22 protein-coding genes are annotated in these 19,114 nt (G+C 58.4%); 14 read left to right on the top strand and 8 right to left on the bottom strand.

Features of this window, described 5'->3' with window-relative positions; genetic code table 11:
• Nucleotides 1-5: 5 nt before the first annotated feature.
• Complete coding sequence (locus ABJZ52_RS14110) at nt 6-689, bottom strand: response regulator transcription factor (protein ID WP_348187571.1); 684 nt, start codon at nt 687-689, stop codon at nt 6-8.
• A gap of 227 nt (nt 690-916) precedes the next feature.
• Here ABJZ52_RS14110 and ABJZ52_RS14115 point away from each other — a divergent pair, with 227 nt between their 5' ends.
• The 5 genes from ABJZ52_RS14115 to ftsY all read left to right on the top strand — a co-directional run bounded on the left by ABJZ52_RS14115 (nt 917) and on the right by ftsY (nt 5,983).
• Nucleotides 917-1,441 (top strand): L,D-transpeptidase family protein, encoded by a 525-nt coding sequence (locus ABJZ52_RS14115; protein WP_348187569.1) that lies wholly within the window; start codon nt 917-919, stop codon nt 1,439-1,441.
• 87 nt (nt 1,442-1,528) lie between these two features.
• Nucleotides 1,529-2,425: a neutral zinc metallopeptidase gene (locus ABJZ52_RS14120; RefSeq protein WP_348312264.1), complete on the top strand. Its 897-nt coding sequence runs from the start codon at nt 1,529-1,531 to the stop codon at nt 2,423-2,425.
• 100 nt (nt 2,426-2,525) lie between these two features.
• Nucleotides 2,526-3,458, top strand: coding sequence for a diaminopimelate epimerase (dapF, locus tag ABJZ52_RS14125; RefSeq protein WP_348187565.1), 933 nt, complete (start codon nt 2,526-2,528; stop codon nt 3,456-3,458).
• Nucleotides 3,455-4,723, top strand: coding sequence for a tRNA (N(6)-L-threonylcarbamoyladenosine(37)-C(2))-methylthiotransferase MtaB (gene mtaB / locus ABJZ52_RS14130; RefSeq protein WP_348187563.1), 1,269 nt, complete (start codon nt 3,455-3,457; stop codon nt 4,721-4,723). Before dapF ends, mtaB begins: the two co-directional genes overlap by 4 nt.
• A 45-nt stretch (nt 4,724-4,768) precedes the next feature.
• Nucleotides 4,769-5,983, top strand: a complete 1,215-nt coding sequence (gene ftsY, locus ABJZ52_RS14135) for a signal recognition particle-docking protein FtsY (protein ID WP_348187560.1) — start codon at nt 4,769-4,771, stop codon at nt 5,981-5,983.
• 117 nt (nt 5,984-6,100) lie between these two features.
• Here the strand turns inward: ftsY and ABJZ52_RS14140 are convergent, their stop codons facing one another.
• The 3 genes from ABJZ52_RS14140 to gloB form a co-directional block, all read right to left on the bottom strand.
• Nucleotides 6,101-6,541: a cupin domain-containing protein gene (locus ABJZ52_RS14140; RefSeq protein ID WP_348187557.1), complete on the bottom strand. Its 441-nt coding sequence runs from the start codon at nt 6,539-6,541 to the stop codon at nt 6,101-6,103.
• Nucleotides 6,542-6,634: 93 nt separating this feature from the next.
• Complete coding sequence (locus ABJZ52_RS14145) at nt 6,635-6,841, bottom strand: hypothetical protein (protein ID WP_348187555.1); 207 nt, start codon at nt 6,839-6,841, stop codon at nt 6,635-6,637.
• An 87-nt stretch (nt 6,842-6,928) separates the two neighbouring features.
• Nucleotides 6,929-7,717, bottom strand: a complete 789-nt coding sequence (gloB, locus tag ABJZ52_RS14150) for a hydroxyacylglutathione hydrolase (protein WP_348187553.1) — start codon at nt 7,715-7,717, stop codon at nt 6,929-6,931.
• 128 nt (nt 7,718-7,845) lie between these two features.
• Between gloB and ABJZ52_RS14155 the strand changes: the two genes are divergently transcribed.
• The gene (locus ABJZ52_RS14155) at nt 7,846-8,625 is read left to right on the top strand and encodes a methyltransferase domain-containing protein (protein WP_348187551.1); all 780 of its coding nucleotides are present in this window, start codon (nt 7,846-7,848) and stop codon (nt 8,623-8,625) included.
• Here ABJZ52_RS14155 and metW read toward each other — a convergent pair.
• The gene (gene metW, locus ABJZ52_RS14160; protein ID WP_348187549.1) at nt 8,622-9,257 is read right to left on the bottom strand and encodes a methionine biosynthesis protein MetW; all 636 of its coding nucleotides are present in this window, start codon (nt 9,255-9,257) and stop codon (nt 8,622-8,624) included. The two genes, ABJZ52_RS14155 and metW, sit on opposite strands and share 4 nt — an antisense overlap.
• 1 nt (nt 9,258) lies before the next feature.
• On the bottom strand, nt 9,259-10,455 hold the full coding sequence (locus tag ABJZ52_RS14165; RefSeq protein ID WP_348187546.1) for a homoserine O-acetyltransferase: 1,197 nt from the start codon (nt 10,453-10,455) through the stop codon (nt 9,259-9,261).
• 224 nt (nt 10,456-10,679) lie between these two features.
• On the opposite strand from ABJZ52_RS14165, the gene ABJZ52_RS14170 reads away from it, so the two are divergent.
• From ABJZ52_RS14170 to ABJZ52_RS14180, 3 genes are read left to right on the top strand one after another with little or no spacing between them, the layout of a single operon-like run.
• Nucleotides 10,680-11,555, top strand: a complete 876-nt coding sequence (locus ABJZ52_RS14170; RefSeq protein WP_348187544.1) for a chorismate mutase — start codon at nt 10,680-10,682, stop codon at nt 11,553-11,555.
• A complete protein-coding gene (gene hisC / locus ABJZ52_RS14175) occupies nt 11,552-12,679 on the top strand; it encodes a histidinol-phosphate transaminase (RefSeq protein WP_348187541.1) in 1,128 nt (375 codons plus the stop codon). The genes ABJZ52_RS14170 and hisC overlap by 4 nt, the downstream gene beginning before the upstream one ends.
• Nucleotides 12,680-12,702: 23 nt before the next feature.
• Nucleotides 12,703-13,632, top strand: a complete 930-nt coding sequence (locus tag ABJZ52_RS14180) for a prephenate/arogenate dehydrogenase family protein (protein ID WP_348187539.1) — start codon at nt 12,703-12,705, stop codon at nt 13,630-13,632.
• A gap of 7 nt (nt 13,633-13,639) precedes the next feature.
• Here ABJZ52_RS14180 and ABJZ52_RS14185 read toward each other — a convergent pair whose 3' ends face one another.
• Nucleotides 13,640-14,500 (bottom strand): polyprenyl synthetase family protein, encoded by an 861-nt coding sequence (locus tag ABJZ52_RS14185; RefSeq protein ID WP_348187593.1) that lies wholly within the window; start codon nt 14,498-14,500, stop codon nt 13,640-13,642.
• A gap of 218 nt (nt 14,501-14,718) precedes the next feature.
• Here ABJZ52_RS14185 and ABJZ52_RS14190 point away from each other — a divergent pair, with 218 nt between their 5' ends.
• From ABJZ52_RS14190 to ABJZ52_RS14205, 4 genes are all read left to right on the top strand, one after another.
• Complete coding sequence (locus ABJZ52_RS14190) at nt 14,719-15,939, top strand: cyclopropane-fatty-acyl-phospholipid synthase family protein (protein ID WP_348187537.1); 1,221 nt, start codon at nt 14,719-14,721, stop codon at nt 15,937-15,939.
• On the top strand, nt 15,926-16,711 hold the full coding sequence (mtgA, locus tag ABJZ52_RS14195) for a monofunctional biosynthetic peptidoglycan transglycosylase (RefSeq protein ID WP_348187534.1): 786 nt from the start codon (nt 15,926-15,928) through the stop codon (nt 16,709-16,711). Before ABJZ52_RS14190 ends, mtgA begins: the two co-directional genes overlap by 14 nt.
• A gap of 168 nt (nt 16,712-16,879) precedes the next feature.
• Nucleotides 16,880-17,065, top strand: a complete 186-nt coding sequence (gene rpmF, locus ABJZ52_RS14200) for a 50S ribosomal protein L32 (RefSeq protein WP_153771517.1) — start codon at nt 16,880-16,882, stop codon at nt 17,063-17,065.
• Between the two features lie 174 nt (nt 17,066-17,239).
• Entirely contained in the window at nt 17,240-17,662 is a 423-nt protein-coding gene (locus ABJZ52_RS14205; protein ID WP_348187531.1) for a hypothetical protein, read from the top strand.
• 46 nt (nt 17,663-17,708) lie between these two features.
• Here the strand turns inward: ABJZ52_RS14205 and ABJZ52_RS14210 are convergent, their stop codons facing one another.
• A complete protein-coding gene (locus ABJZ52_RS14210) occupies nt 17,709-18,353 on the bottom strand; it encodes a septation protein A (protein WP_348187529.1) in 645 nt (214 codons plus the stop codon).
• Nucleotides 18,354-18,474: 121 nt separating this feature from the next.
• Here ABJZ52_RS14210 and ABJZ52_RS14215 point away from each other — a divergent pair, with 121 nt between their 5' ends.
• Entirely contained in the window at nt 18,475-19,092 is a 618-nt protein-coding gene (locus tag ABJZ52_RS14215; RefSeq protein ID WP_348187527.1) for a methyltransferase domain-containing protein, read from the top strand.
• Nucleotides 19,093-19,114 lie beyond the last annotated feature (22 nt).

Here is a 19,114-nt window from a genome sequence, read left to right on the forward strand (position 1 = left end):
AGCCCTCAGGGCACAAGCTTGTATCCACCGGCTTCTGTTACCAAAAGCTCCGCATTGGACGGATCACGCTCGATTTTCTGCCGCAGCCGGTAGATGTGCGTTTCCAGCGTGTGCGTGGTGACGCCCGAGTTATAGCCCCAGACCTCATGCAGAAGGATGTCGCGGGTGACAGGCTTTTCGCCGGCGCGGTAGAGGAACTTCAGGATCGAGGTTTCCTTCTCCGTCAGGCGCACCTTGCTGCCCTTGTCGTCCTGCATGATTTTTGCGGCGGGGCGGAAGGAATAGCGGCCGATGGCGAATGTCGCGTCTTCGCTCTGCTCATGCTGGCGCAGATGGGCACGAACCCTGGCCAGCAGAACCGCAAACTTGAAGGGCTTGGTGACATAGTCGTTGGCACCAGCCTCAAGGCCGAGAATCGTGTCGCTGTCGCCGTCATGGCCTGTCAGCATAATGATCGGTGCCTTGAAACCGTTCTTGCGCAGGAGCTTGACGGCCTCGCGGCCATCAATGTCGGGCAGACCGACGTCCATCAGAAGCAGATCGACATGGTCGTCCTTGGCAAGGGCAATGCCGTTTGCAGCGGAATCAGCCTGGATGGTGGCAAACTCGTCATAGAGAGAGAGCTGCTCTACAAGCGCTTCGCGCAATTCGGTGTCGTCATCGACAATCAGGATGGTGCGGGCGGTCATATCGTGCTCCTCGCTCGGCCCCCGGGCCTTACCTCTGGTTTCCCGTCGCTGTTCTCACGGCGATGTGAAAAACAGATGGGGGCTGTCACGTGTTTGTGCGAGCGAAATCCTCGTCAAACAAGTCATTCGCCGTCAATTCTACTTCACGCCGGGTTTATGGACGGTTTATCAAGAGCTTCAGGGCTTTGATGATTGGTGAGGTCCGTTTGACCGGGAGAAATGACAAATTGGCCAGATACCTTGATGTTCGCGCCCTTCCAAGCTGCAAAACAAGAGGAAACCTGACGTTCGGAGCGATCACGGTTCCGTGCGCCCTCGGCCGGTCCGGCTTGACGCAGATGAAGCAGGAAGGCGATGGCGGCACCCCGATTGGCCAGTTTGAACTGTTGAATGTCTACTACAGGGCCGATCGTGGCCGACGTCCGATGACGGAATTGCCCGTGGAGGCGCTGAACCCGGACGATGGCTGGTGCGACGCGCCGGGTCACCCGCGCTACAATCGGCCGGTGGAGCAGCCCTTTGACGCCAGTCACGAGAAAATGTGGCGGACTGACCGGCTCTATGACATCGTCGTTGTTCTGAATTGCAACATGTTTCCGGCGGTTCCCGGCAGAGGCAGCGCGATCTTTTTTCACATTGCCCGCGAGACCTATACGCCGACGGAGGGATGCGTGGCCGTTGCTCCCGAACATATGCGCCTGATCCTCTCCAAGGTTCGCACGGGTGATATCATGCGTGTGTGGAGCAACTGATTGCCGTAACAGCCGGTGTTTGACGTTCATCACCGGAACGCTTGCTGCTATTCAGTCATTGACCACAGGAACAGCAGGAGTTCTCCGATGCGCTGGAAAGGCCGCCGCGGCAGTAGCAACATCGATGACAGGCGTGGGGCTCGCTCCCCGGGACGGCGAATGCGTTTGCCGACCGGGCGGCGTACCCGAACAGGCGGTGGCCTTGGCCTGACCGGAATTGTGGTGGTGCTCGTTATCTCATGGGTTACGGGCATCAATCCGCTCACACTTCTTGGAAGTATTGATGACGGCGGCGGCAATCCGTCCTATCAGACCCCGGTTCCAACCGAAAACGCGGGCAATGATGAGCAAGCAGAGTTCGTCTCGGTCATTTTGGCGGATACTGAAAACACCTGGAACCAGCTTCTTGCGCGTCATTCGGTGGATTATCCGGAACCTACGCTGGTCTTGTTCTCGGATTCAGTGGCGTCGGCTTGCGGCAATGCCAGTTCTGCGACGGGGCCGTTTTATTATGGCGCGGACAGCAAGATCTACATCGACCTTTCCTTTTATCGGCAGCTTGCAGGCCAGTTGAATGCACCGGGCGATTTTGCGCAGGCCTATGTCCTGGCACACGAAGTCGGTCATCATTTGCAAAATGTTCTTGGCATCCTGCCGGAATTCCACAAGGCGCGGCGCTCGATGTCCAAGGCAGACGCCAACGCTCTTTCGGTGAGGGTTGAATTGCAGGCGGATTGCTTCGCGGGCATTTGGGCTCATCATGCCGCCCGACAGCGCGGCTTTATCGAAGATGGTGATGTGGAAGAGGCGTTGAATGCGGCCAGCCGCATTGGCGACGATACCTTGCAGCGTGAGGCTCAGGGTTATGTCGTGCCTGAAAGCTTCAATCATGGAACGTCGGCTCAGCGCGTGCGATGGTTCCGGGAAGGCTTTCGATCCGGTGACATGGGTATGTGCGATACGTTCAATGCGACAAGCCTTTAACGCTGAGCTGCAATGATCACGCCTTAGACTGGTAATTGGTCAGGGTTTCCGCCATATAGGAGCAAATGACCTGTCGTGGAACAGGCGATTTCCAAACCCGATGAATGAAGCGAACACTGGTATGGCGCAGGCGCGCAGGCCCTTTTTGAAGATGAATGGTCTTGGCAACGACTTCCTGGTCTGGGATGCGCGGGATGAACCGTTGCGCCTGGACGCAGAGGTTATTGCCAAACTGGGCGACCGCAACACCGGTATCGGATTTGACCAGATGATCACGGTGGAACGTTCGCCCGCCGGCGCTGACGCCTTCATGCGGATCCACAATTGTGATGGTTCCCAGGTCGATGCCTGCGGCAACGCAACCCGCTGCATCGGACGTTTGCTGATCGAGGAAGCCGGCAAGGATTTCGCGACCATCGAAACCAATGCAGGGCTTTTGCATGCCTTTGCAAGCAAGACGCCGCGCACCGTAACGGTCGACATGGGCAAGCCCCGCCTTGAATGGGACCAGATCCCTTTGGCGGAAGAATTCGCCGACACACGCGCTATTGAATTGCAAATCGGCCCCATTGACGATCCGATCCTGCATACGCCGGCTGCCGTTTCGATGGGCAACCCGCACGGTATCTTTTGGGTCGACGATATCGAGGCCTATGACCTGTCCAAGGTCGGACCGCTGCTTGAGCACCACCCGGTCTTTCCTGAAAGCGCGAATATCTCGCTGGCTCATGTTTTTGCGCCGAATGAAATCCGGGTGAAAGTCTGGGAACGCGGCGTTGGTCTGACCGAGGCCTGCGGAACCGCGGCTTGTGCTGTTGCCGTAGCCGCTGCGCGGGACAGCAAGGCGGGACGCTTGTCGACCATCCACCTGCCGGGTGGGCCGCTTCAGATCGAGTGGCGCGAGAGCGACGATCACGTGCTGATGACCGGGCCGACCGAGATTGAATTCGAGGGTGAGATCGATCTCGAAACGCTGCACTGGTCGAAGACCGGTAAGGGCGACGAGATTTCTGTGGCGGGAGCTGCAGAATGACCATTGATGTCGTCACCTTCGGTTGTCGCCTGAATTCCTATGAATCCGAGGTGATGAAGCGCGAAGCGGAAGCTGCGGGCCTCAAGGATGCTATTCTGGTCAATACCTGCGCGGTCACCAATGAAGCTGTTCGCCAGGCGCGGCAGGCCGTGCGCAAGGCCAGGCGCGACAATCCGGAAGCGCGTATCATCGTGACCGGCTGCGCCGCGCAGACGGAAAGTGCCACTTTCTCCGAAATGGAAGAAGTTGATCTGGTGCTCGGCAATACCGAGAAACTGGAGCGAAAGTCCTATCAGCAGGTAGCCGCATTCGGCATCGACGACAGCGAGAAGGTCCGGGTCAACGACATCATGAGTGTCGAAGAGACTGCGGGCCATCTGATCGACGGGCTTGAAGGACGCGCGCGGGCTTTCGTACAGGTTCAAAACGGCTGCGATCACCGCTGCACCTTCTGCATCATTCCATACGGCCGGGGAAACTCGCGCTCGGTCCCTATGGGTGTTGTGATCGATCAGATCCGCCGCCTGGTGGAGAATGGTTACAATGAGATCGTCCTGACGGGCGTCGACATCACATCCTATGGCGCTGACCTTCCGGGCGCGCCGAAGCTTGGCACTTTGACGGCGAAGATCCTGAAGATGGTGCCTGACCTCAAGCGTTTGCGCCTGTCCTCAATCGACTCCATCGAGGCGGATGACGATCTGATGCGGGTCATTGCCGAGGACGAGCGGCTGATGCCGCACTTCCATCTTTCCCTGCAGGCCGGGGATGACATGATCCTCAAGCGCATGAAGCGCCGTCATCTGCGCGCCGACACGATTGCCTTTTGCGAGGACGTGCGGCGAATGCGTCCCGATGTCGTTTTCGGCGCCGATATCATTGCCGGTTTTCCGACCGAGACCGAAGAGATGTTCCTGAACAGCCTGCGCATTGTCGATGAATGCGGGCTGACGCATCTGCATGTTTTCCCGTTTTCGCCGCGTCCCGGAACGCCGGCCGCGCGCATGCCTCAGCTGCAACGCCCTGTCATCAAGGAGCGGGGCGCCAGGCTGCGCGCAAAAGGCGATGCCGCGCTTCTTGCGCATCTGTCGTCTGAAGTCGGCAAGACCCGGCCAGTTCTGGTGGAGAAGGAAGGTCTTGGGCGAACGGAGCAGTTCACACAGACCGAGATTTCCGGCGGTGTGGCTGGAGAAATCCTTCCGGTTAAAATCACTGGCCATTCCGGTCGACATCTTCTGGGCGACGTGGTCTCGAAAGCGGCTTAACATCAGGTCGGCTTTTCTTTCACACAGATCCATCAAGGCGAGTTCATGAGCGAGAAAAAGCGCGGGTTTCTTGGGCGGTTGTTTGGCAGCAAGGACGACCAGCCGGATGAGCTTGCTGACGTTGCCAGCGAGCCCGAGGCCGAAATTACGGCTGCGCCGGAACCCGTCGCAGAGGCTGACGATGCGACGTTCGAGGACACGGAAACGATGGTTCATCCGGTCGCGGACATGAGCCCGGTTCCAGACGTTCTAGATGCTGGCTCGACCCCTGACCTTGCGCCGGTCCCTGCCTTTCAAGACCCGGCCCCTGCGCAAATCTCGACCGATACGGCGTCTGAGCCGAAGCGGTCCTGGTTCCAGAAGCTGAAGCATGGTCTTTCGCGTTCATCTTCTGCGCTGACAGATGGTATTTCGTCCATCTTCACCAAGCGCAAGCTTGATGCGACGATGCTTGAGGAGCTGGAGGACATCCTGATCCAGGCGGATCTTGGTGTCGATACGGCCATGGCCATCACCGAGCGATTGTCAGAAGGACGCTACGACAAGGAAATCGAGCCTGAGGAAGTCCGCGCTATCCTGTCCGAGGAGGTCGAGAAGGTTCTGGAGCCGGTCGCGCGCCCGCTTGATCTGAACCGCGGGAAGTCACCGCATGTGGTGCTCATGGTCGGTGTAAATGGCACCGGAAAGACCACGACAATCGGCAAGCTCTCCCAGAAACTTGCTTCTGAGGGCAAGACAGTGATGCTGGCGGCCGGTGACACCTTCCGTGCGGCAGCTGTTGAGCAGCTGAAGATCTGGGGTCAGCGGACAGGCGCCGAGGTTGTAGCGCGCGAAACAGGCGCAGATGCCGCTGGCCTTGCGTTTGACGCCATGAAAGCTGCCAAGGAAAAGGGCGTCGACGTTCTTCTGATCGATACCGCCGGCAGGCTTCAGAACAAGACCGAGTTGATGGATGAGCTGGAAAAGGTCATCCGCGTGATCAAGAAGCTGGATCCGGACGCTCCGCATGACGTCATTCTGACACTGGATGCAACAACAGGACAGAATGCGCTTAGCCAGGTCGAGATCTTCGGCAAGGTGGCCGGTGTGACAGGTCTCGTGATGACCAAGCTCGACGGCACCGCCCGCGGCGGGATTCTCGTCGCCATTGCTGCAAAGAACCAGCTGCCGGTGCATTTCATCGGTGTTGGCGAGGGCGTTGAGGACCTGGAGCCTTTCTCCGCCAAGGACTTTGCATCTGCAATTGCAGGTTTGGCTTAGGTTATTCCGCTTCCGGCTCAATGCGGGGATGGCTGGGGAGCAATGATCACCATTTCCGAAGTGCAGACCTCTCCTCAAGTGCCTTGCCGGTACCGGGATGAGGCGCACGTATGAGCGCTAGCCCGGTTCCCAGCCTTCTGGCGCCATTTCAAATCCGTCAAACTGGAAGCCCGGTGCGACGGTACAGCCTACGAGAGTCCAGGTGCCGAGCGAGCGGGCCTGTTGCCAACTATAACGGGGCACGACGCCTTGAGGGCGTTCACCAATGATCAGATCGTTGCCGAGAGTGTGTCTCTCGACCGTCACGCCATCTGAACTGATGGAAAGTTCCAGCGGGCTGCCTGCGTACCAGTGCCAGGTCTCGACCGCATCAACCTTGTGCCAGTGTGACGTCACGCCTGCAGGCAGCAGAAAGTAGATCGCTGTCGAAGCTGCACGCCCCGTTTCGTCTGTGACTTCATCGCGGAACGTTTCAACGTAAAAGCCACCTTCGGGATGCGGTTGCATGTTGAGGAACTTGACGATTTCGTCGGCAGACAGGGACGTGATGTCAGGCATTTCCGAGCTCTTTTCCGTGGCAGGCCCGAAACTCTAATGCGTTGCGGGCCTGCAAGTAAGTCTTTTGAAGCTCCTGGGCAAACGTGTCTCTGCCTAGTTCGCAGATGTTTGCGCCAGATCATCAATGGCTTCACGCAAGGCGCCCAGCACTTCTGCATGAAGTGTCAAGGTGTCGAGCTTGTGACCGCCGCCTTGCTGAGCGGGAATAGGCTCTGCCTGCATTAGGATGCGGTGAACCACCGCTTGCGCGCGTTGTTCAGCTGTGCGCGCTTCGCACGCACAAGGTTTCGTGTCCGTCATCACAAAATGCCCCTTTCTGATGGCGAGGCTTTTCATATGGGAACGCATTTGACCTTTCGAAAGGTCACTTGTGAATTTTGGAGAAGCTTATGCATTGTCCTTGCGCGTGCGGATTTCGGCGAAGACCGCCGCGTCGGAGGCATCACTCATGCCAAGAGCTGCTTTGATCGAAGGTTCATTCGCCCGCAAGAAGGGGTTCGTGGCGAGCTCCTGCGCCATCGTGGTCGGCAAGGTTGGCTTCCCATGGGCGCGCAGGATCTCTACCTCTTTGGCGCGGTCTTGCAAGTCGGTGTTTTGCGGATCGATCGTCAGGGCGAATGTGGCATTCGATTGCGTGTACTCGTGGCCGCAGTAGATTTCCGTGTCTTCGGGCAGGATCCGCTTCAGCTTGTCGAGAGAAGCCCACATCATCTCCGCATCGCCCTCGAACAGGCGGCCGCAGCCGAGGGAAAACAGAGTGTCGCCGGTGTGGGCGAACTTGAGCGCGGGATAGTACCAGGAGATCTGATCGAGCGTGTGGCCGGGTGTCGAGATCGCCAGCGCCTCAAAGGGCCCGGTCAGAACCTTGTCGCCATCTTCGACGGTCGCATCCATACCGCTGATCTTTTGGCGGGATCGTTCAGGACCAATGACATGGGCGTCTGTCTTTTCCTTCAGTTCCGACAGACCCTGAACATGATCCCAATGATGATGGGTGATCAGGATGTGAGAGAGTTTCCAGCCAGTGTCATCAAGGACTGCCAGATAGGGTGCTGCATCGGGCACATCGATGGCGATGGTCGTTCCGCTGTCCGGGTCATGGATCAACACGCCGAAATTGTCGGAAAGGCATGGAAACTGACGGATCTCGACTTGGGGCGTGGTGGACGTGGACATTCCTGGGGTACTCCGGTTGCAGGTCGCGTCGCCCTAACGTGGCAAAGCCATTCAGCCGGGACAAGTGTTGGTCCTTGCGAAATGGTCCGGATCAAGGTTCAATCGCGCCAGTTTCAGATGAGCGGACCATGTATCTCGACGTTGCCGATCTAAGGACTTTCTATGATCTGCCCATGGGCCGGCTTTTGCGGGTCCTGATCGGTGGCCGGATCCGTGCGCTCTGGCCAAGCCTCGAAGGACAAAGCCTGCTCGGGATTGGCTACGCCGGGCCATTCATGCGGCCGTATCTGGGGAGTGCGGAACGATGTATCGCAGCCATGCCCGCGCCACAGGGCGCGGTTGGATGGCCCCGCGAGGCTGATAATGCAGCGGTCCTCATAGAGGATGGCCGGCTTCCCGTGTCCGATGCGTTTTTCGACCGGGTTTTGGCGGTTCATGCGCTCGATCATGCGGCCGATCCTGCCGCCATACTACGCGAAGCCTGGCGTGTTCTGGCGCCAGGTGGGCGGATGATCGCCATCGTTCCGAACCGGCGTGGATTGTGGTCCCAGTCGGAGCTGTCGCCATTCGGCTATGGCAGGCCCTATTCGCGCGGACAGTTGAAGGGGCTCCTGCGCAGCTGCCAGTTCGATGTGGCGGCTCAGGATGACGCGCTTTTTCTACCTCCGACAAGAGCGCGGTTTGTTTTGCGCTCGGCACGCACATGGGAGGGGATCGGGCGCCGGATGTGGCCGGCGTTTGGCGGCTTGCTGATTATGGAGGCGGAGAAGAAGGTTTTCCGCGGCCTGCCGGTCGAGGGCACCAGAAGTGCTCTCCGTGTGCTGAAGCCGGTCTTTATTCCGGAGGGAGCGCCCGCCGGGCTAAAGCCGGTGCGGCGTTCAAGTGCAGTGACACAATCTGAGACTTAGGGGCGCCGTAGTTGGAAAACCGCCTGCTCGGCGATGATGTTCCAGACCCACCAAGGCGCAGCAACCGGAATTTCATTGCCCTTGCCGCTCAGCGCGACAGCCTTTTCGACCGTTGCATCCAGCTCCCGGCAAAGTTCGACAAAGTCGCGCAGGGAACAGAAGTGAATGTTTGGCGTGTCATACCACTCGTAGGGCAAGTATTTGGTTACCGGCATGCGGCCCCGGAACAAAAGCTGCAAGCGGTTGCGCCAATGAGCGAAATTCGGGATCGAAATGATCACCTGGTTGCCGATGCGCAGCAGTTCGTCCATGACGCCCTTCGGATCCCGGGTTGCCTGAAGGGTCTGGCTCATCACCACGACATCAAAGGACTTGTCTGGATAATCCGCCAAATCGGTGTCTGCGTCGCCCTGGATCACGGAAAGTCCTCGTGCGACGCATTTGTTCACGCCGTTCTGGGAAAGCTCAATCCCCCGGCCGTCCACGTCACATTCTTTGGCAAGCAGCATCAAAAGAGTGCCGTCGCTGGAGCCGATATCCAGGACGCGTGCGCCTTGGGGCATGAGATTTGCGACCACGCGGTGGTCGCCACGCACGGGAACTACACCAAGAGCCGGATCGAAGTTTGTCATGTCAGTCGCTCCCTCCGGGCGCGGGAATGCCACGTGCGTTGGCCGCACCGGTGATGAAGCCGCGAATGGTCGAGAACATCTCCGGCACATCGAGCAGGAAGGCATCGTGGCCCCTGTCGCTGTCGATTTCGACAAAGGATACGTTCGCAGCAGCGGCATTGAGCGCTTTGACCACGGCGCGACTTTCCGATGTGGGGAACAGCCAGTCCGACGTGAAAGACATCACGCAAAACCGGGTGTTGCTGTCCTTGAATGCTGCGGGCAGTGAGCCGAATTCAGCGGCCAGATCAAAATAGTCCATCGCCCGTGTGACATAGAGATAGGAATTGGCGTCAAACCGGTCGACGAACGTCATGCCCTGATGGCGCAGGTAGCTTTCGATCTGGAAATCAGCGTCGAAGCCAAAGGTCAGATCATCCCGGTCCTGCAGGTTTCTGCCAAATTTCTGATGCAGGGATTCATCAGACATATAAGTGATGTGCGCCGCCATGCGTGCGACCGACAACCCCTTGGTGGGTCGTTTGCCGGCAGCAATGTAGGCGCCGCCGCACCAGTCCGGGTCAGCCATTATGGCTTGGCGCCCGACCTCATGAAACGCAATGTTCTGGGACGAGTGGCGCGCACCGGCTGCAATTGGGACGGCCGCGAACACACGTTCAGGATAGCTGGCTGCCCATTGCAACACCTGCATGCCGCCCATGGAACCACCAACAACGGCGAAGAGCGTGTCTATGCCAAGGCGGTCGATCAGGCGTGCCTGTGCGCGAACCATGTCGCGGATGGTCACCACCGGCATCTTCAAGCCATAGGGCGCATCGGTTGCCGGGTTCGTCGTCGCTGGACCCGTTGTGCCCAGACATCCGCCAAGAACATTCGCACAGATCACAAAGTAGCGATCCGTATCGATCGGGCGTCCTGGTCCCACCATGCGGGTCCACCAGCCCGGTTTTCCAGTGATTGGATTGCTGGATGCTACATATTGATCGCCGGTCAAGGCGTGGCAGATCAGAACCGCGTTTGTCTTTTCCGCGTTTAGCTCACCGTAGGTCTCATAAGCAATTTGCCAGGGCGCGAGTTCTGTTCCCGCGTCGAGCTCGAGCGGTTCGTTCGCCGGGAATTCCGCGAGTTTGCTGCTCGGGCGGTCTGCTTCTGCCAACGGGATGTTTGCTGGATCTGTCGCGGAGGTCTCTTCGGCCATATCAGGGTCGCGGGTCACTCTAGTGCGGTTTTGTCCGGGAAAAGCGAGCCAATGGGTCGTTTCACTGGTCCGTTGCCGACTTGCTGGTCAGGTTCCCGGCCGGGAACCAAGCACCTAGGATCGGCAGGGGCGCGGTGTCAATGTTTTCTTTTGCCATTTCGGTGTGCCATGCCTATGACTAAGGCCTTCAAAAGCTTGCTCCCACAGAGGTTCCAGGGTTCCCAATGAGCATCACTACCGACCGCGAAGCAACGCTGGATGGTTTGCATCACCGTATCGACGAGCTGGATGGCCAGTTGCATGCACTTCTAATGGAACGTGCGCAGATCGGGTCTGGAATAGCCGCCGCGAGATTGGCGAGCGGCGCAGAAAGCGTGGTTTTCCAGCCGGACCGAGAAGCCGAACTAATGCGCCACCTGGTGGAACGCCACGAAGGTGTGTTGCCGCTGGTAACAGTTGAGCACCTTTGGAGGGAGCTGATCTCGGCGTCATTGCGCCTGCAGGGTGATTTTCAGCTGCATCTGGATGGCAGTGCGGACCTTCTGGGAATGCTGGATCTCGCAAGATTCCATTTCGGCTTTTCCTGCGAGCTTGTGCCAGGCGCCGATGCGGCGGATGTGGTTGGATCGGTCGCGGCTTCTGACGGTGATCTCGGATTGATTGCACTTCAGGACCGGGCAGATCTTCCCTGGTGGCGTGGTCTCAACACCGATGGCGCGGAGGTGATCGCCCGCCTTCCCTTCCTGGTTGTTGATGAGCGACCGGCAGATATGCCGGCCCTGGTGATTTCCCGGTCGGTGGCCGAAACGGTGAAGCGCGACACATTGGTCTTTGACGCGCGCTGGACCGGAGTCCTGCCAGGCAACCTGATGAATGAAGGGCTTGAGGTCGTCAGCTTCCACCGCTCCGCCAGTGGCGTTGACGCCTTGCTTGCAGTCTCTGCGCAGTTGAGCGAAGACGAAATATTCAAGGCCTGTGCCGCTGCAGGCGCCGAGCCGGATGTTTTGAGACTGGTTGGCGGCTACTCCGCCCCGATCGACGTTGAAGGCGATGCGGATGAAGATTTTGATGCCGCTGCCTCTGAAGGAATGACTGAATGACCGATGCATCGAAATCCACGGTCGCCGACGAGACCTCGAAGCGACCTCTGCCACGTCCTGGTGTTCTGGATATTGCCGCCTATGTGCCGGGCAAGTCCAAGGGATCCAAAGGCGTGACACTCCACAAGCTGTCGTCCAATGAGACGCCGCTGGGTGCGAGTAAAAACGCCATCGCTGCGGTGGCCAATGTCGCTGAACACCTGGAGCTTTATCCAGATGGTGCATCTACGGCGTTGCGAGAGGCCATTGGCGAGGTCTATGGACTGAACGCCGACCGGATCATCTGTGGTGCCGGTTCGGACGAGATCCTCAGCCTGCTCGCCTACACCTATCTGGCGCCGGGCGATGAAGCGATTTATTCCGAGCACGGTTTTCTGGTCTATGACATTGCGATCCGGGCGGCCGGAGCAACTCCGGTGGTGGCCCCGGAAAAGAACCTGACGACCGATGTCGACGCCATTTTGGAGCGGGTGACGGAGCGCACGAAAGTCGTTTTCATCGCCAATCCGAACAATCCGACTGGTACATATTTACCGTTTGAGGAAGTGCGCCGCCTGCATGACGAGTTGCCAGCCAACGTACTTCTGGTGCTCGACGCAGCCTATGCGGAATATGTGCGCAAGAACGATTATGAGAGCGGCATGGACCTGGCCGCCACTGCTGAAAACGTGGTGATGACCCGCACGTTCTCCAAAATCTACGGCCTTGCCAGTTTGCGCCTGGGGTGGGGTTTTGGCCCTGCTCACATCATGGACGCCATGAACCGTATCCGCGGGCCTTTCAACGTCAATGGTCCTGCCATTGCTGCCGGTATTGCTGCCGTTCGTGACAAGGCCTTTCTTGAGCGCGCTGTTGATCACAATGAAACCTGGTTGCCCTGGGTGACGGCAGAGCTTGAAAAGCTCGGTCTGTCGGTCACGCCGAGTGTCGGTAACTTCGTCCTGATCCATTTTCCGGACATCGAAGGCAAGCGCGCGAAAGACGCCGATGCGTTTCTTCTGGATCGCGGCTGCGTTCTGCGCCTGGTTGGAAATTATGGCCTCCCGAACTCTCTTCGCATGTCGATCGGTTCCGAAGATGCCAACAAGACCGTCGTCTCCGCCCTTGCCGAGTTTCTTGGATAACCCACTGAAGTCCTGTTTGTCTGATGAGTGAACCACAGTTTGAACGTTTGGCCCTGATCGGTATCGGCCTGATCGGATCTTCGATTGCCCGGGTCGCCCGCGAGCGGAATCTTGCGCGCGAGATTGTTGTGTCCACGCGCTCTGCGGAAACGCTGGCCCGTGCGGAAGAGCTGGACCTTGGCGATCGCTATTGTCTCGATGCGGGAGAAGCCGTCGAGGGAGCCGATCTTGTCGTTCTCTGTGTTCCCGTTGGGGCAAACGGCGCCGTGGCCAAATGGATTGCGCCTTCCCTGTCACCAGGGGCAATCCTGACGGATGTTGGCTCGACAAAGCAATCGGTGGTGGATCAGGTCCGGCCACATGTGCCGGATGGTGTTCATTTCATACCAGGCCATCCGATTGCCGGCACGGAGCAATCCGGCCCGGACGCCGGGTTTGCAACCCTGTTCGACAACCGCTGGTGCATCCTGACGCCGGAACCGGGCGTTGATGCCGCGGCCACTGAAAAGCTCTCTGCATTTTGGCGCGGTTGCGGATCGAATGTGGACCTGATGGATGCGGACCACCATGATCTGGTGCTCGCGATCGTCTCGCACCTCCCGCATCTTATTGCCTACAACATCGTTGGCACGGCCGATGATCTTGCAACGGTGACAAAGTCGGAAGTCATCAAGTATTCAGCCTCGGGTTTTCGCGATTTTACCCGCCTTGCGGCGTCGGACCCGACCATGTGGCGTGACGTCTGCCTGAACAACAAGGACGCTATCCTGGAAATGCTGTCCAGATTTTCGGAAGATCTGTCGGCCATGCAGCGCGCGATCCGTTGGGGCGATGGCGATGCCTTGTTCGATCTCTTCACGCGAACCCGCAGCATCAGGCGGTCGATTATCGAAGCGGGCCAGGAAACAGACGCGCCAGACTTCGGCCGTGTACAGCCGAAAGCGGACGATTGAAGCAGCACTAGTGATCGCGGTTTGCGATGAAGCCGGCGATCGCAGAGAGGTGGCCCGCCCTGTCGCCAAAAGGCGCCAGAAGGGTCTGCGCTTCCTCCAGAAGCCTTGAAATTTCAGTACGCGTTGCATCGGCGCCCAGGAGCGCCACAAGAGTGGCCTTGCCTGCGTCAGCGTCCTTGCCCGTCGCCTTGCCTGTGACGTCAGAGCTTGCTTCGACGTCCAGCAGGTCATCGGCAAGCTGAAACGCAAGGCCGATAATCTCGCCGAAACGGGTCATGCGCTGGATCTCGATGTCGTTCGCATCAGCAAGAATTGCGCCTGCACGGCAGGCATATCGAAGGAGCGCACCGGTCTTCATGGCCTGCAGCGTTCGAATTTCCGTTTCTGTCCTGTCCCGGTTCTCCGACTCGATATCCAGCATCTGGCCGCCAGCCATTCCCCCGACTCCTGCGGCACGGGAGAGCTCGCGGCCAAGTTTTAAGCGCGTTGCGGCCTCTGGATGAACCATCTCATCGGTGATGACATCGAAAGCCAGGGTCAGGAGTGCATCACCTGCGAGTATGGCTGTTGCCTCGTCAAAGGCCTTGTGGGTCGTCGGACGACCGCGTCTCAGGTCATCATCATCCATGGCCGGTAGATCATCGTGGACCAATGAGTAGCAGTGGATGAACTCCAGCGCGGCACCCGCCTGACAAACCCCTTCGTCTGCTCGTCCAAACAGGGCTGCCGTCTCCATCAAGAGCACGGGGCGCAGTCGTTTGCCGCCGCTGAGGGCCGCATAGCGCATTGCCTCAAGTAGTCGGGCCGGTCGAGTTGTCTCTCCCGCCACGACCTGCTCGCGAAGCAATCCTTCGAGAGCCGTTTCCATTTGCTGTGCCTGTTTGGCAAGGTGCGGCTTGATGTCGAAGGTCAAGATCGGCTCCTGGATGGGTAACGTGATTGGCGAGCAAGTTTCGGTTTCCCTGAAGCCAATTGCCTGTATCGTCAAGAAAGAAAGATAAAAATCGATAGCATCAATTTGAATTGCGATTGTTTGGGCCGCTCTCTTGGATAAGTGCCAATCAGGTTTTGCCGGAGGTTTGTTGAATGCGTCTTTTGTCGAGCTTGCTGAAATCCTTTGTGAAACGCGGGCAGATGCGCGTCTATGACGCCGAGGGTGACCTGCATGAATTTGGATCGGGTACAGATGGCCCGACGGTTGCGATCCGTCTGCACGACAAGAAACTCTATAGGTCGCTTTTTCTCAATCCGGAGCTCGCCGCCGGCGAAGCCTATATGGACGGAAGCCTGACCCTGGAGGAAGGCTCAACGATCTACGACTTCATGTTTCTGTTTTCGATCAACCGGGCACCTCTGGGCTCCAACCCGGTCCAGGGGCTTCTACGGCGTTTCTGGAAGGCGTTCAGGCGGCGGCAGCAGAAGAACAACGTGGAGCGGGCAAAGGAGCAGGCTCGGCATCACTATGACCTCTCAACCGAGATGTATCGCCTGTTCATGGATGAGGGGCTGAACTACAGCTGCGCCTACTACTCTTCGCCCGACGACACGCTGGAGCAGGCCCAGGCGGCCAAGTTGAACCATCTTGTCGCCAAGCTTGATCTGCAACCGGGCATGGAGGTGCTGGAAATTGGCGGCGGCTGGGGATCTCTGGCAATCCGTATGGCCCAGGCTGGCGCCAAGGTGACCTCGCTGAACGTCTCGCCAGAACAGGTGAAGATTGCAGAAGAGCGTGTCCGAGCAGCCGGGCTGGAGGACAAGATCCAGTTTGTGCTGAAAGACTATCGCGAGTTTGAGGGACAGTTTGACCGGGTGATTTCAGTCGGCATGATGGAACATGTCGGCATTGGCCATCTCGATGCGTATTTCGGCAAGATCAAGGATTGCCTGACCGACAGGGGCTATGCTGTCATCCACTCCATCGGCCGTATGACCCCTCCGGGAACGACGGGGCCGTTCATCCGCAAATATATTTTTCCTGGCGGCTACGTTCCGGCGCTCTCGGAAGTCTTTGCCTCCACCGAGCGGCTTGGGCTATGGGTCTGCGACAACGAGATCCTGCGATTGCATTATTACTATACAATCCGGGACTGGCGGCTGCGGTTTGAGGCGCGCCGGGAAGACGCGGCGAAACTCTATGACGAAACCTTTTGCCGTATGTGGGAGTTTTATCTCTGCGCGGTGGAGTTGGGATTCCTGCATGGCTCAAACATGGTGTTCCAGCTTCTCCTGTCGAAGGAACGCGACGCTGTGCCGATCATTCGGGATTTCATCGTCGACAACGAACGGAAACTGAATGGCCCGAACTAAGGCCGGGACTGCCAAATCCACGGCAGGCAAGACGGGCAAGGGGAAACGACAGGACAGAGGTGATGCTAGCCGTGGCGTGCTTGCCAGATGGCTGGACAAGGCATCGTGGCGCCGTTGGGCGATCCGCGGTGCCTTCGCGATTCTGCTGCTGCCGCCGTTTCTGACTGTTGTCTATGCAGTTGTGCCACCCGTCAGCACCTTGATGCTTGCCCGTTATGCTCAACTGTTGTGGGTGGACCGGCAATGGCGCTCTCTGGACGAAATATCGCCACATCTGGTGCGCTCCGTCATCACGTCGGAAGATAGCGGCTATTGTGACCATGGCGGTGTCGACTGGGCTGCGCTGCAAAAACAGGTCGATGTTCTTTTGAATGAGGGGGAAGCGCCACGCGGTGCCAGCACCCTCACCATGCAGACTGCAAAGAATCTTTATCTATGGGGCGGGCGCAGCTATCTGCGAAAAGGGCTTGAATTGCCGCTGGCCCTGATGATCGACGGGATCTTGACGAAACGCCGGATCATGGAAATTTACCTCAACATTGCCGAGTGGGGAGAAGGCATATTTGGAGCGGAGGCTGCCAGTCAGGCCTGGTTCGGAAAACCGGCCAAAGATCTGACGAGAACCCAGGCTGCGCGTCTGGCAACCGCACTGCCGAACCCGTTGGGGCGAAATCCCGCAAAGCCTTCCCAGGGCCACCGCAAGCTGTCTTCGACCAACCTTTCCCGGGTCAAAGGTGCCGGCCCCATATTCGGCTGTGTGCTTGGCTCTTGACGGGCCGGTTGCTTCTGTGTACGTCGGCAGCAAGAAATTTCACTTGATGGGCTGGCAAAAGCTGAGCGTTGCCTGTATAACGCCGCCCATTCCAACACGCTGCGTGACGCCACGCCCCGGGCTTTCCCGGTCCGGGCCGCGCGACTATGGACCACGGAGAAGAACAAAATGGCCGTACCGAAGAGGAAAACTTCGCGCATGAAGCGCGGTTTCCGCCGTTCCCCGGACGCCCTGAAGCAGCCGACATACGTTGAGGACAAGGATTCAGGCGAACTGCGTCGCCCGCATCATGTTGACCTCAAGTCTGGCATGTACCGGGGCCGTCAGATCCTCGCACCCAAGGACGACGTCTAAGGGTTCAGGATTGCCGCACGGCAAACGAGATTGAGGCTGGCCTTGTTTCGACAGGCCGGCCTTTTTCTTTTTGTGGCCTGCCATCTTGAATTGGCCGGGAAGATCGTGTCAGGTCCGCAGCATCAGCCTTTCCCGGGATCAGCGCCCCGGGCAAACGCAATCTGGAGCCTGTTCATGCGCCTTCTCTCCGCCTTGCCATTCACCCTGTTCGCGTTTCTGATCTACAACGGCCTGACCTTCACAGCCGGCGAAACGGATCCGGGGTTCTGGACCACGCCGGTCATCACCTTCGGCATGGTCTCCGGCGCGACGTTCCAGCTGCTCGCCAGTGATCTCCTGATCACCGCAGGCCTGTTTTTTCTTTTCGTTGAAATTCTGAAGGCCACGCGCATCGGACGGGCGGCCCTGCTTGACCACATGCTGTCAGTGCTTGTGCTCGTGGCTTATCTGGTCGAGTTCCTGGTGCTGCCACAGGCAGCAACCTCGCTCTTCTTCATCCTGATGGTCATCGCCCTGATTGACGTCATCGCAGGCTTTTCGATCTCCATCACCGGCGCGCGCCGGGACGTGGCTTTTGGCCACGGCGACATGCATTGATCAATCGCGGTGTTTGCTCGTCGGGGCTAAATCCGGGATGAGGTGATCAGGCCTGATCACCGTCGTCCTCGACAAGAGCGTGCTTTTGAATCAGCGGCAACTGGGTCATCGTGAACAGCAGGGTGATCGGCATGACGCCGAAGACCTTGAAGTTGACCCAGAAGTCGGTCGAAAAATTGCGCCAGACGATCTCGTTGATGGCGGCAAGCACGAAAAAGAACAGACCCCAGCGCCACGTCAAAACGCGCCAGCCCTCGTCGGTCAGTTTGAAGGCGCTGTCGAAAACATAGCCCAAAAGCGATTTTCCGAAGAGCAGGCCGCCGAGCAGAACGGCGCCAAAAAGGCAGTTGATGATCGTCGGCTTCAGCTTGATGAAGAGATCATCATGTAGCCAAAGTGTGAGGCCACCAAAGACCAGCACGACAACACCTGTGATCAGAGGCATGACCGGCAGGCGTTTGGTCAGGGCAAGAGATGCGACGAGCGAAATGGCGATGGCGACCATGAAGGCTGCCGTTGCCAGGAAGATCGGCTTGCCAAGCGCCTGAAGCACGGGAAAGGCTTCTGCAATCTGCTCGCCGCGGGAATTGAACAGGAAAAAGATCGCCAGCGGTCCAAGTTCGAGGGCCAATTTCAGGAGCGGTGAAAGCTCCTTGCGCGAGGGATCGTTCGGATCGCGTTCAAATTCCATGGGGCTCTTTCAGTCAGGAAGGGTCGCCGTTCATTTAGCAATGTCACATAGTGACCAGACGCGGGAAAGGTCAAGGGACGGTATGGTGGGAATTTCGAATGAGGTTCGGCAGGGCGGAAACATGCGGCATGCTGACGATGCCCTGAACACCTATGAGACGATTTCTGACAGCTGGATCACACGGTCGGAGCAGATCGACATCGAGGGCCTTTATCAGCCGGTGAGGGATTTGTTGCCGCCGCCACCTGCGAACGTTCTGGATATTGGCGCAGGAACGGGGCGCGACGCGGCCTGGTTTGCGGCGAAGGGGCACCCTGTGACTGCAGCCGAGCCTGCTGCGCGACTGCGATCTGCCGGAGAGGCCTTGCATGCAGGTAAGGCTATCGAGTGGTCAGATGCGCAGCTTCCTGATCTTGGTGCGCTGGGTGCGGGCAATCGCTATGATTGCCAGGTGATGATCGGTGTTTGGCAGCATCTGCCGGAGCCACAGAGACCCCCGGCCATGAAACGGCTTTATGAGCTTGCCAGTGAGAAAGGGCGTGTGGTCATGTCTCTGCGCCACGGGCCGGGCGCACCTGGGCGCCCGGTGTTTCCGATTGATGCCCCGGCGACTGCGGAGCTTGCGAAGGCAAATGGCTTTTCCGTACTCAGGAGCGTGATCATGTCCTCCATGCAGGACTGGAATCGCAAAGAGGGCGTTGAATGGACTTGGCAGGTTCTCGAGGCCTCGCGCAGTTGACCGGGCACGATGCAAGGGCCAC

Origin of the sequence: Roseibium sp., from assembly GCF_039982295.1 — a bacterium.
In the GTDB taxonomy this organism is placed as follows: Bacteria; Pseudomonadota; Alphaproteobacteria; order Rhizobiales; family Stappiaceae; genus Roseibium.

Bases quoted from the DNA above. Each gene is read 5' to 3' on its own strand.
- ABJZ52_RS14110 (WP_348187571.1), bottom strand. From the start codon at position 689: ATGACCGCCCGCACCATCCTGATTGTCGATGACGACACCGAATTGCGC.
- ABJZ52_RS14120 (WP_348312264.1), top strand. From the start codon at position 1,529: ATGCGCTGGAAAGGCCGCCGCGGCAGTAGCAACATCGATGACAGGCGT.
- dapF (WP_348187565.1), top strand. From the start codon at position 2,526: ATGAATGAAGCGAACACTGGTATGGCGCAGGCGCGCAGGCCCTTTTTG.
- mtaB (WP_348187563.1), top strand. From the start codon at position 3,455: ATGACCATTGATGTCGTCACCTTCGGTTGTCGCCTGAATTCCTATGAA.
- ftsY (WP_348187560.1), top strand. From the start codon at position 4,769: ATGAGCGAGAAAAAGCGCGGGTTTCTTGGGCGGTTGTTTGGCAGCAAG.
- ABJZ52_RS14140 (WP_348187557.1), bottom strand. From the start codon at position 6,541: ATGCCTGACATCACGTCCCTGTCTGCCGACGAAATCGTCAAGTTCCTC.
- ABJZ52_RS14145 (WP_348187555.1), bottom strand. From the start codon at position 6,841: ATGACGGACACGAAACCTTGTGCGTGCGAAGCGCGCACAGCTGAACAA.
- gloB (WP_348187553.1), bottom strand. From the start codon at position 7,717: ATGTCCACGTCCACCACGCCCCAAGTCGAGATCCGTCAGTTTCCATGC.
- ABJZ52_RS14155 (WP_348187551.1), top strand. From the start codon at position 7,846: ATGTATCTCGACGTTGCCGATCTAAGGACTTTCTATGATCTGCCCATG.
- metW (WP_348187549.1), bottom strand. From the start codon at position 9,257: ATGACAAACTTCGATCCGGCTCTTGGTGTAGTTCCCGTGCGTGGCGAC.
- ABJZ52_RS14165 (WP_348187546.1), bottom strand. From the start codon at position 10,455: ATGGCCGAAGAGACCTCCGCGACAGATCCAGCAAACATCCCGTTGGCA.
- ABJZ52_RS14170 (WP_348187544.1), top strand. From the start codon at position 10,680: ATGAGCATCACTACCGACCGCGAAGCAACGCTGGATGGTTTGCATCAC.
- hisC (WP_348187541.1), top strand. From the start codon at position 11,552: ATGACCGATGCATCGAAATCCACGGTCGCCGACGAGACCTCGAAGCGA.
- ABJZ52_RS14180 (WP_348187539.1), top strand. From the start codon at position 12,703: ATGAGTGAACCACAGTTTGAACGTTTGGCCCTGATCGGTATCGGCCTG.
- ABJZ52_RS14185 (WP_348187593.1), bottom strand. From the start codon at position 14,500: ATGGAAACGGCTCTCGAAGGATTGCTTCGCGAGCAGGTCGTGGCGGGA.
- ABJZ52_RS14190 (WP_348187537.1), top strand. From the start codon at position 14,719: ATGCGTCTTTTGTCGAGCTTGCTGAAATCCTTTGTGAAACGCGGGCAG.
- mtgA (WP_348187534.1), top strand. From the start codon at position 15,926: ATGGCCCGAACTAAGGCCGGGACTGCCAAATCCACGGCAGGCAAGACG.
- rpmF (WP_153771517.1), top strand. From the start codon at position 16,880: ATGGCCGTACCGAAGAGGAAAACTTCGCGCATGAAGCGCGGTTTCCGC.
- ABJZ52_RS14205 (WP_348187531.1), top strand. From the start codon at position 17,240: ATGCGCCTTCTCTCCGCCTTGCCATTCACCCTGTTCGCGTTTCTGATC.
- ABJZ52_RS14210 (WP_348187529.1), bottom strand. From the start codon at position 18,353: ATGGAATTTGAACGCGATCCGAACGATCCCTCGCGCAAGGAGCTTTCA.
- ABJZ52_RS14215 (WP_348187527.1), top strand. From the start codon at position 18,475: ATGCGGCATGCTGACGATGCCCTGAACACCTATGAGACGATTTCTGAC.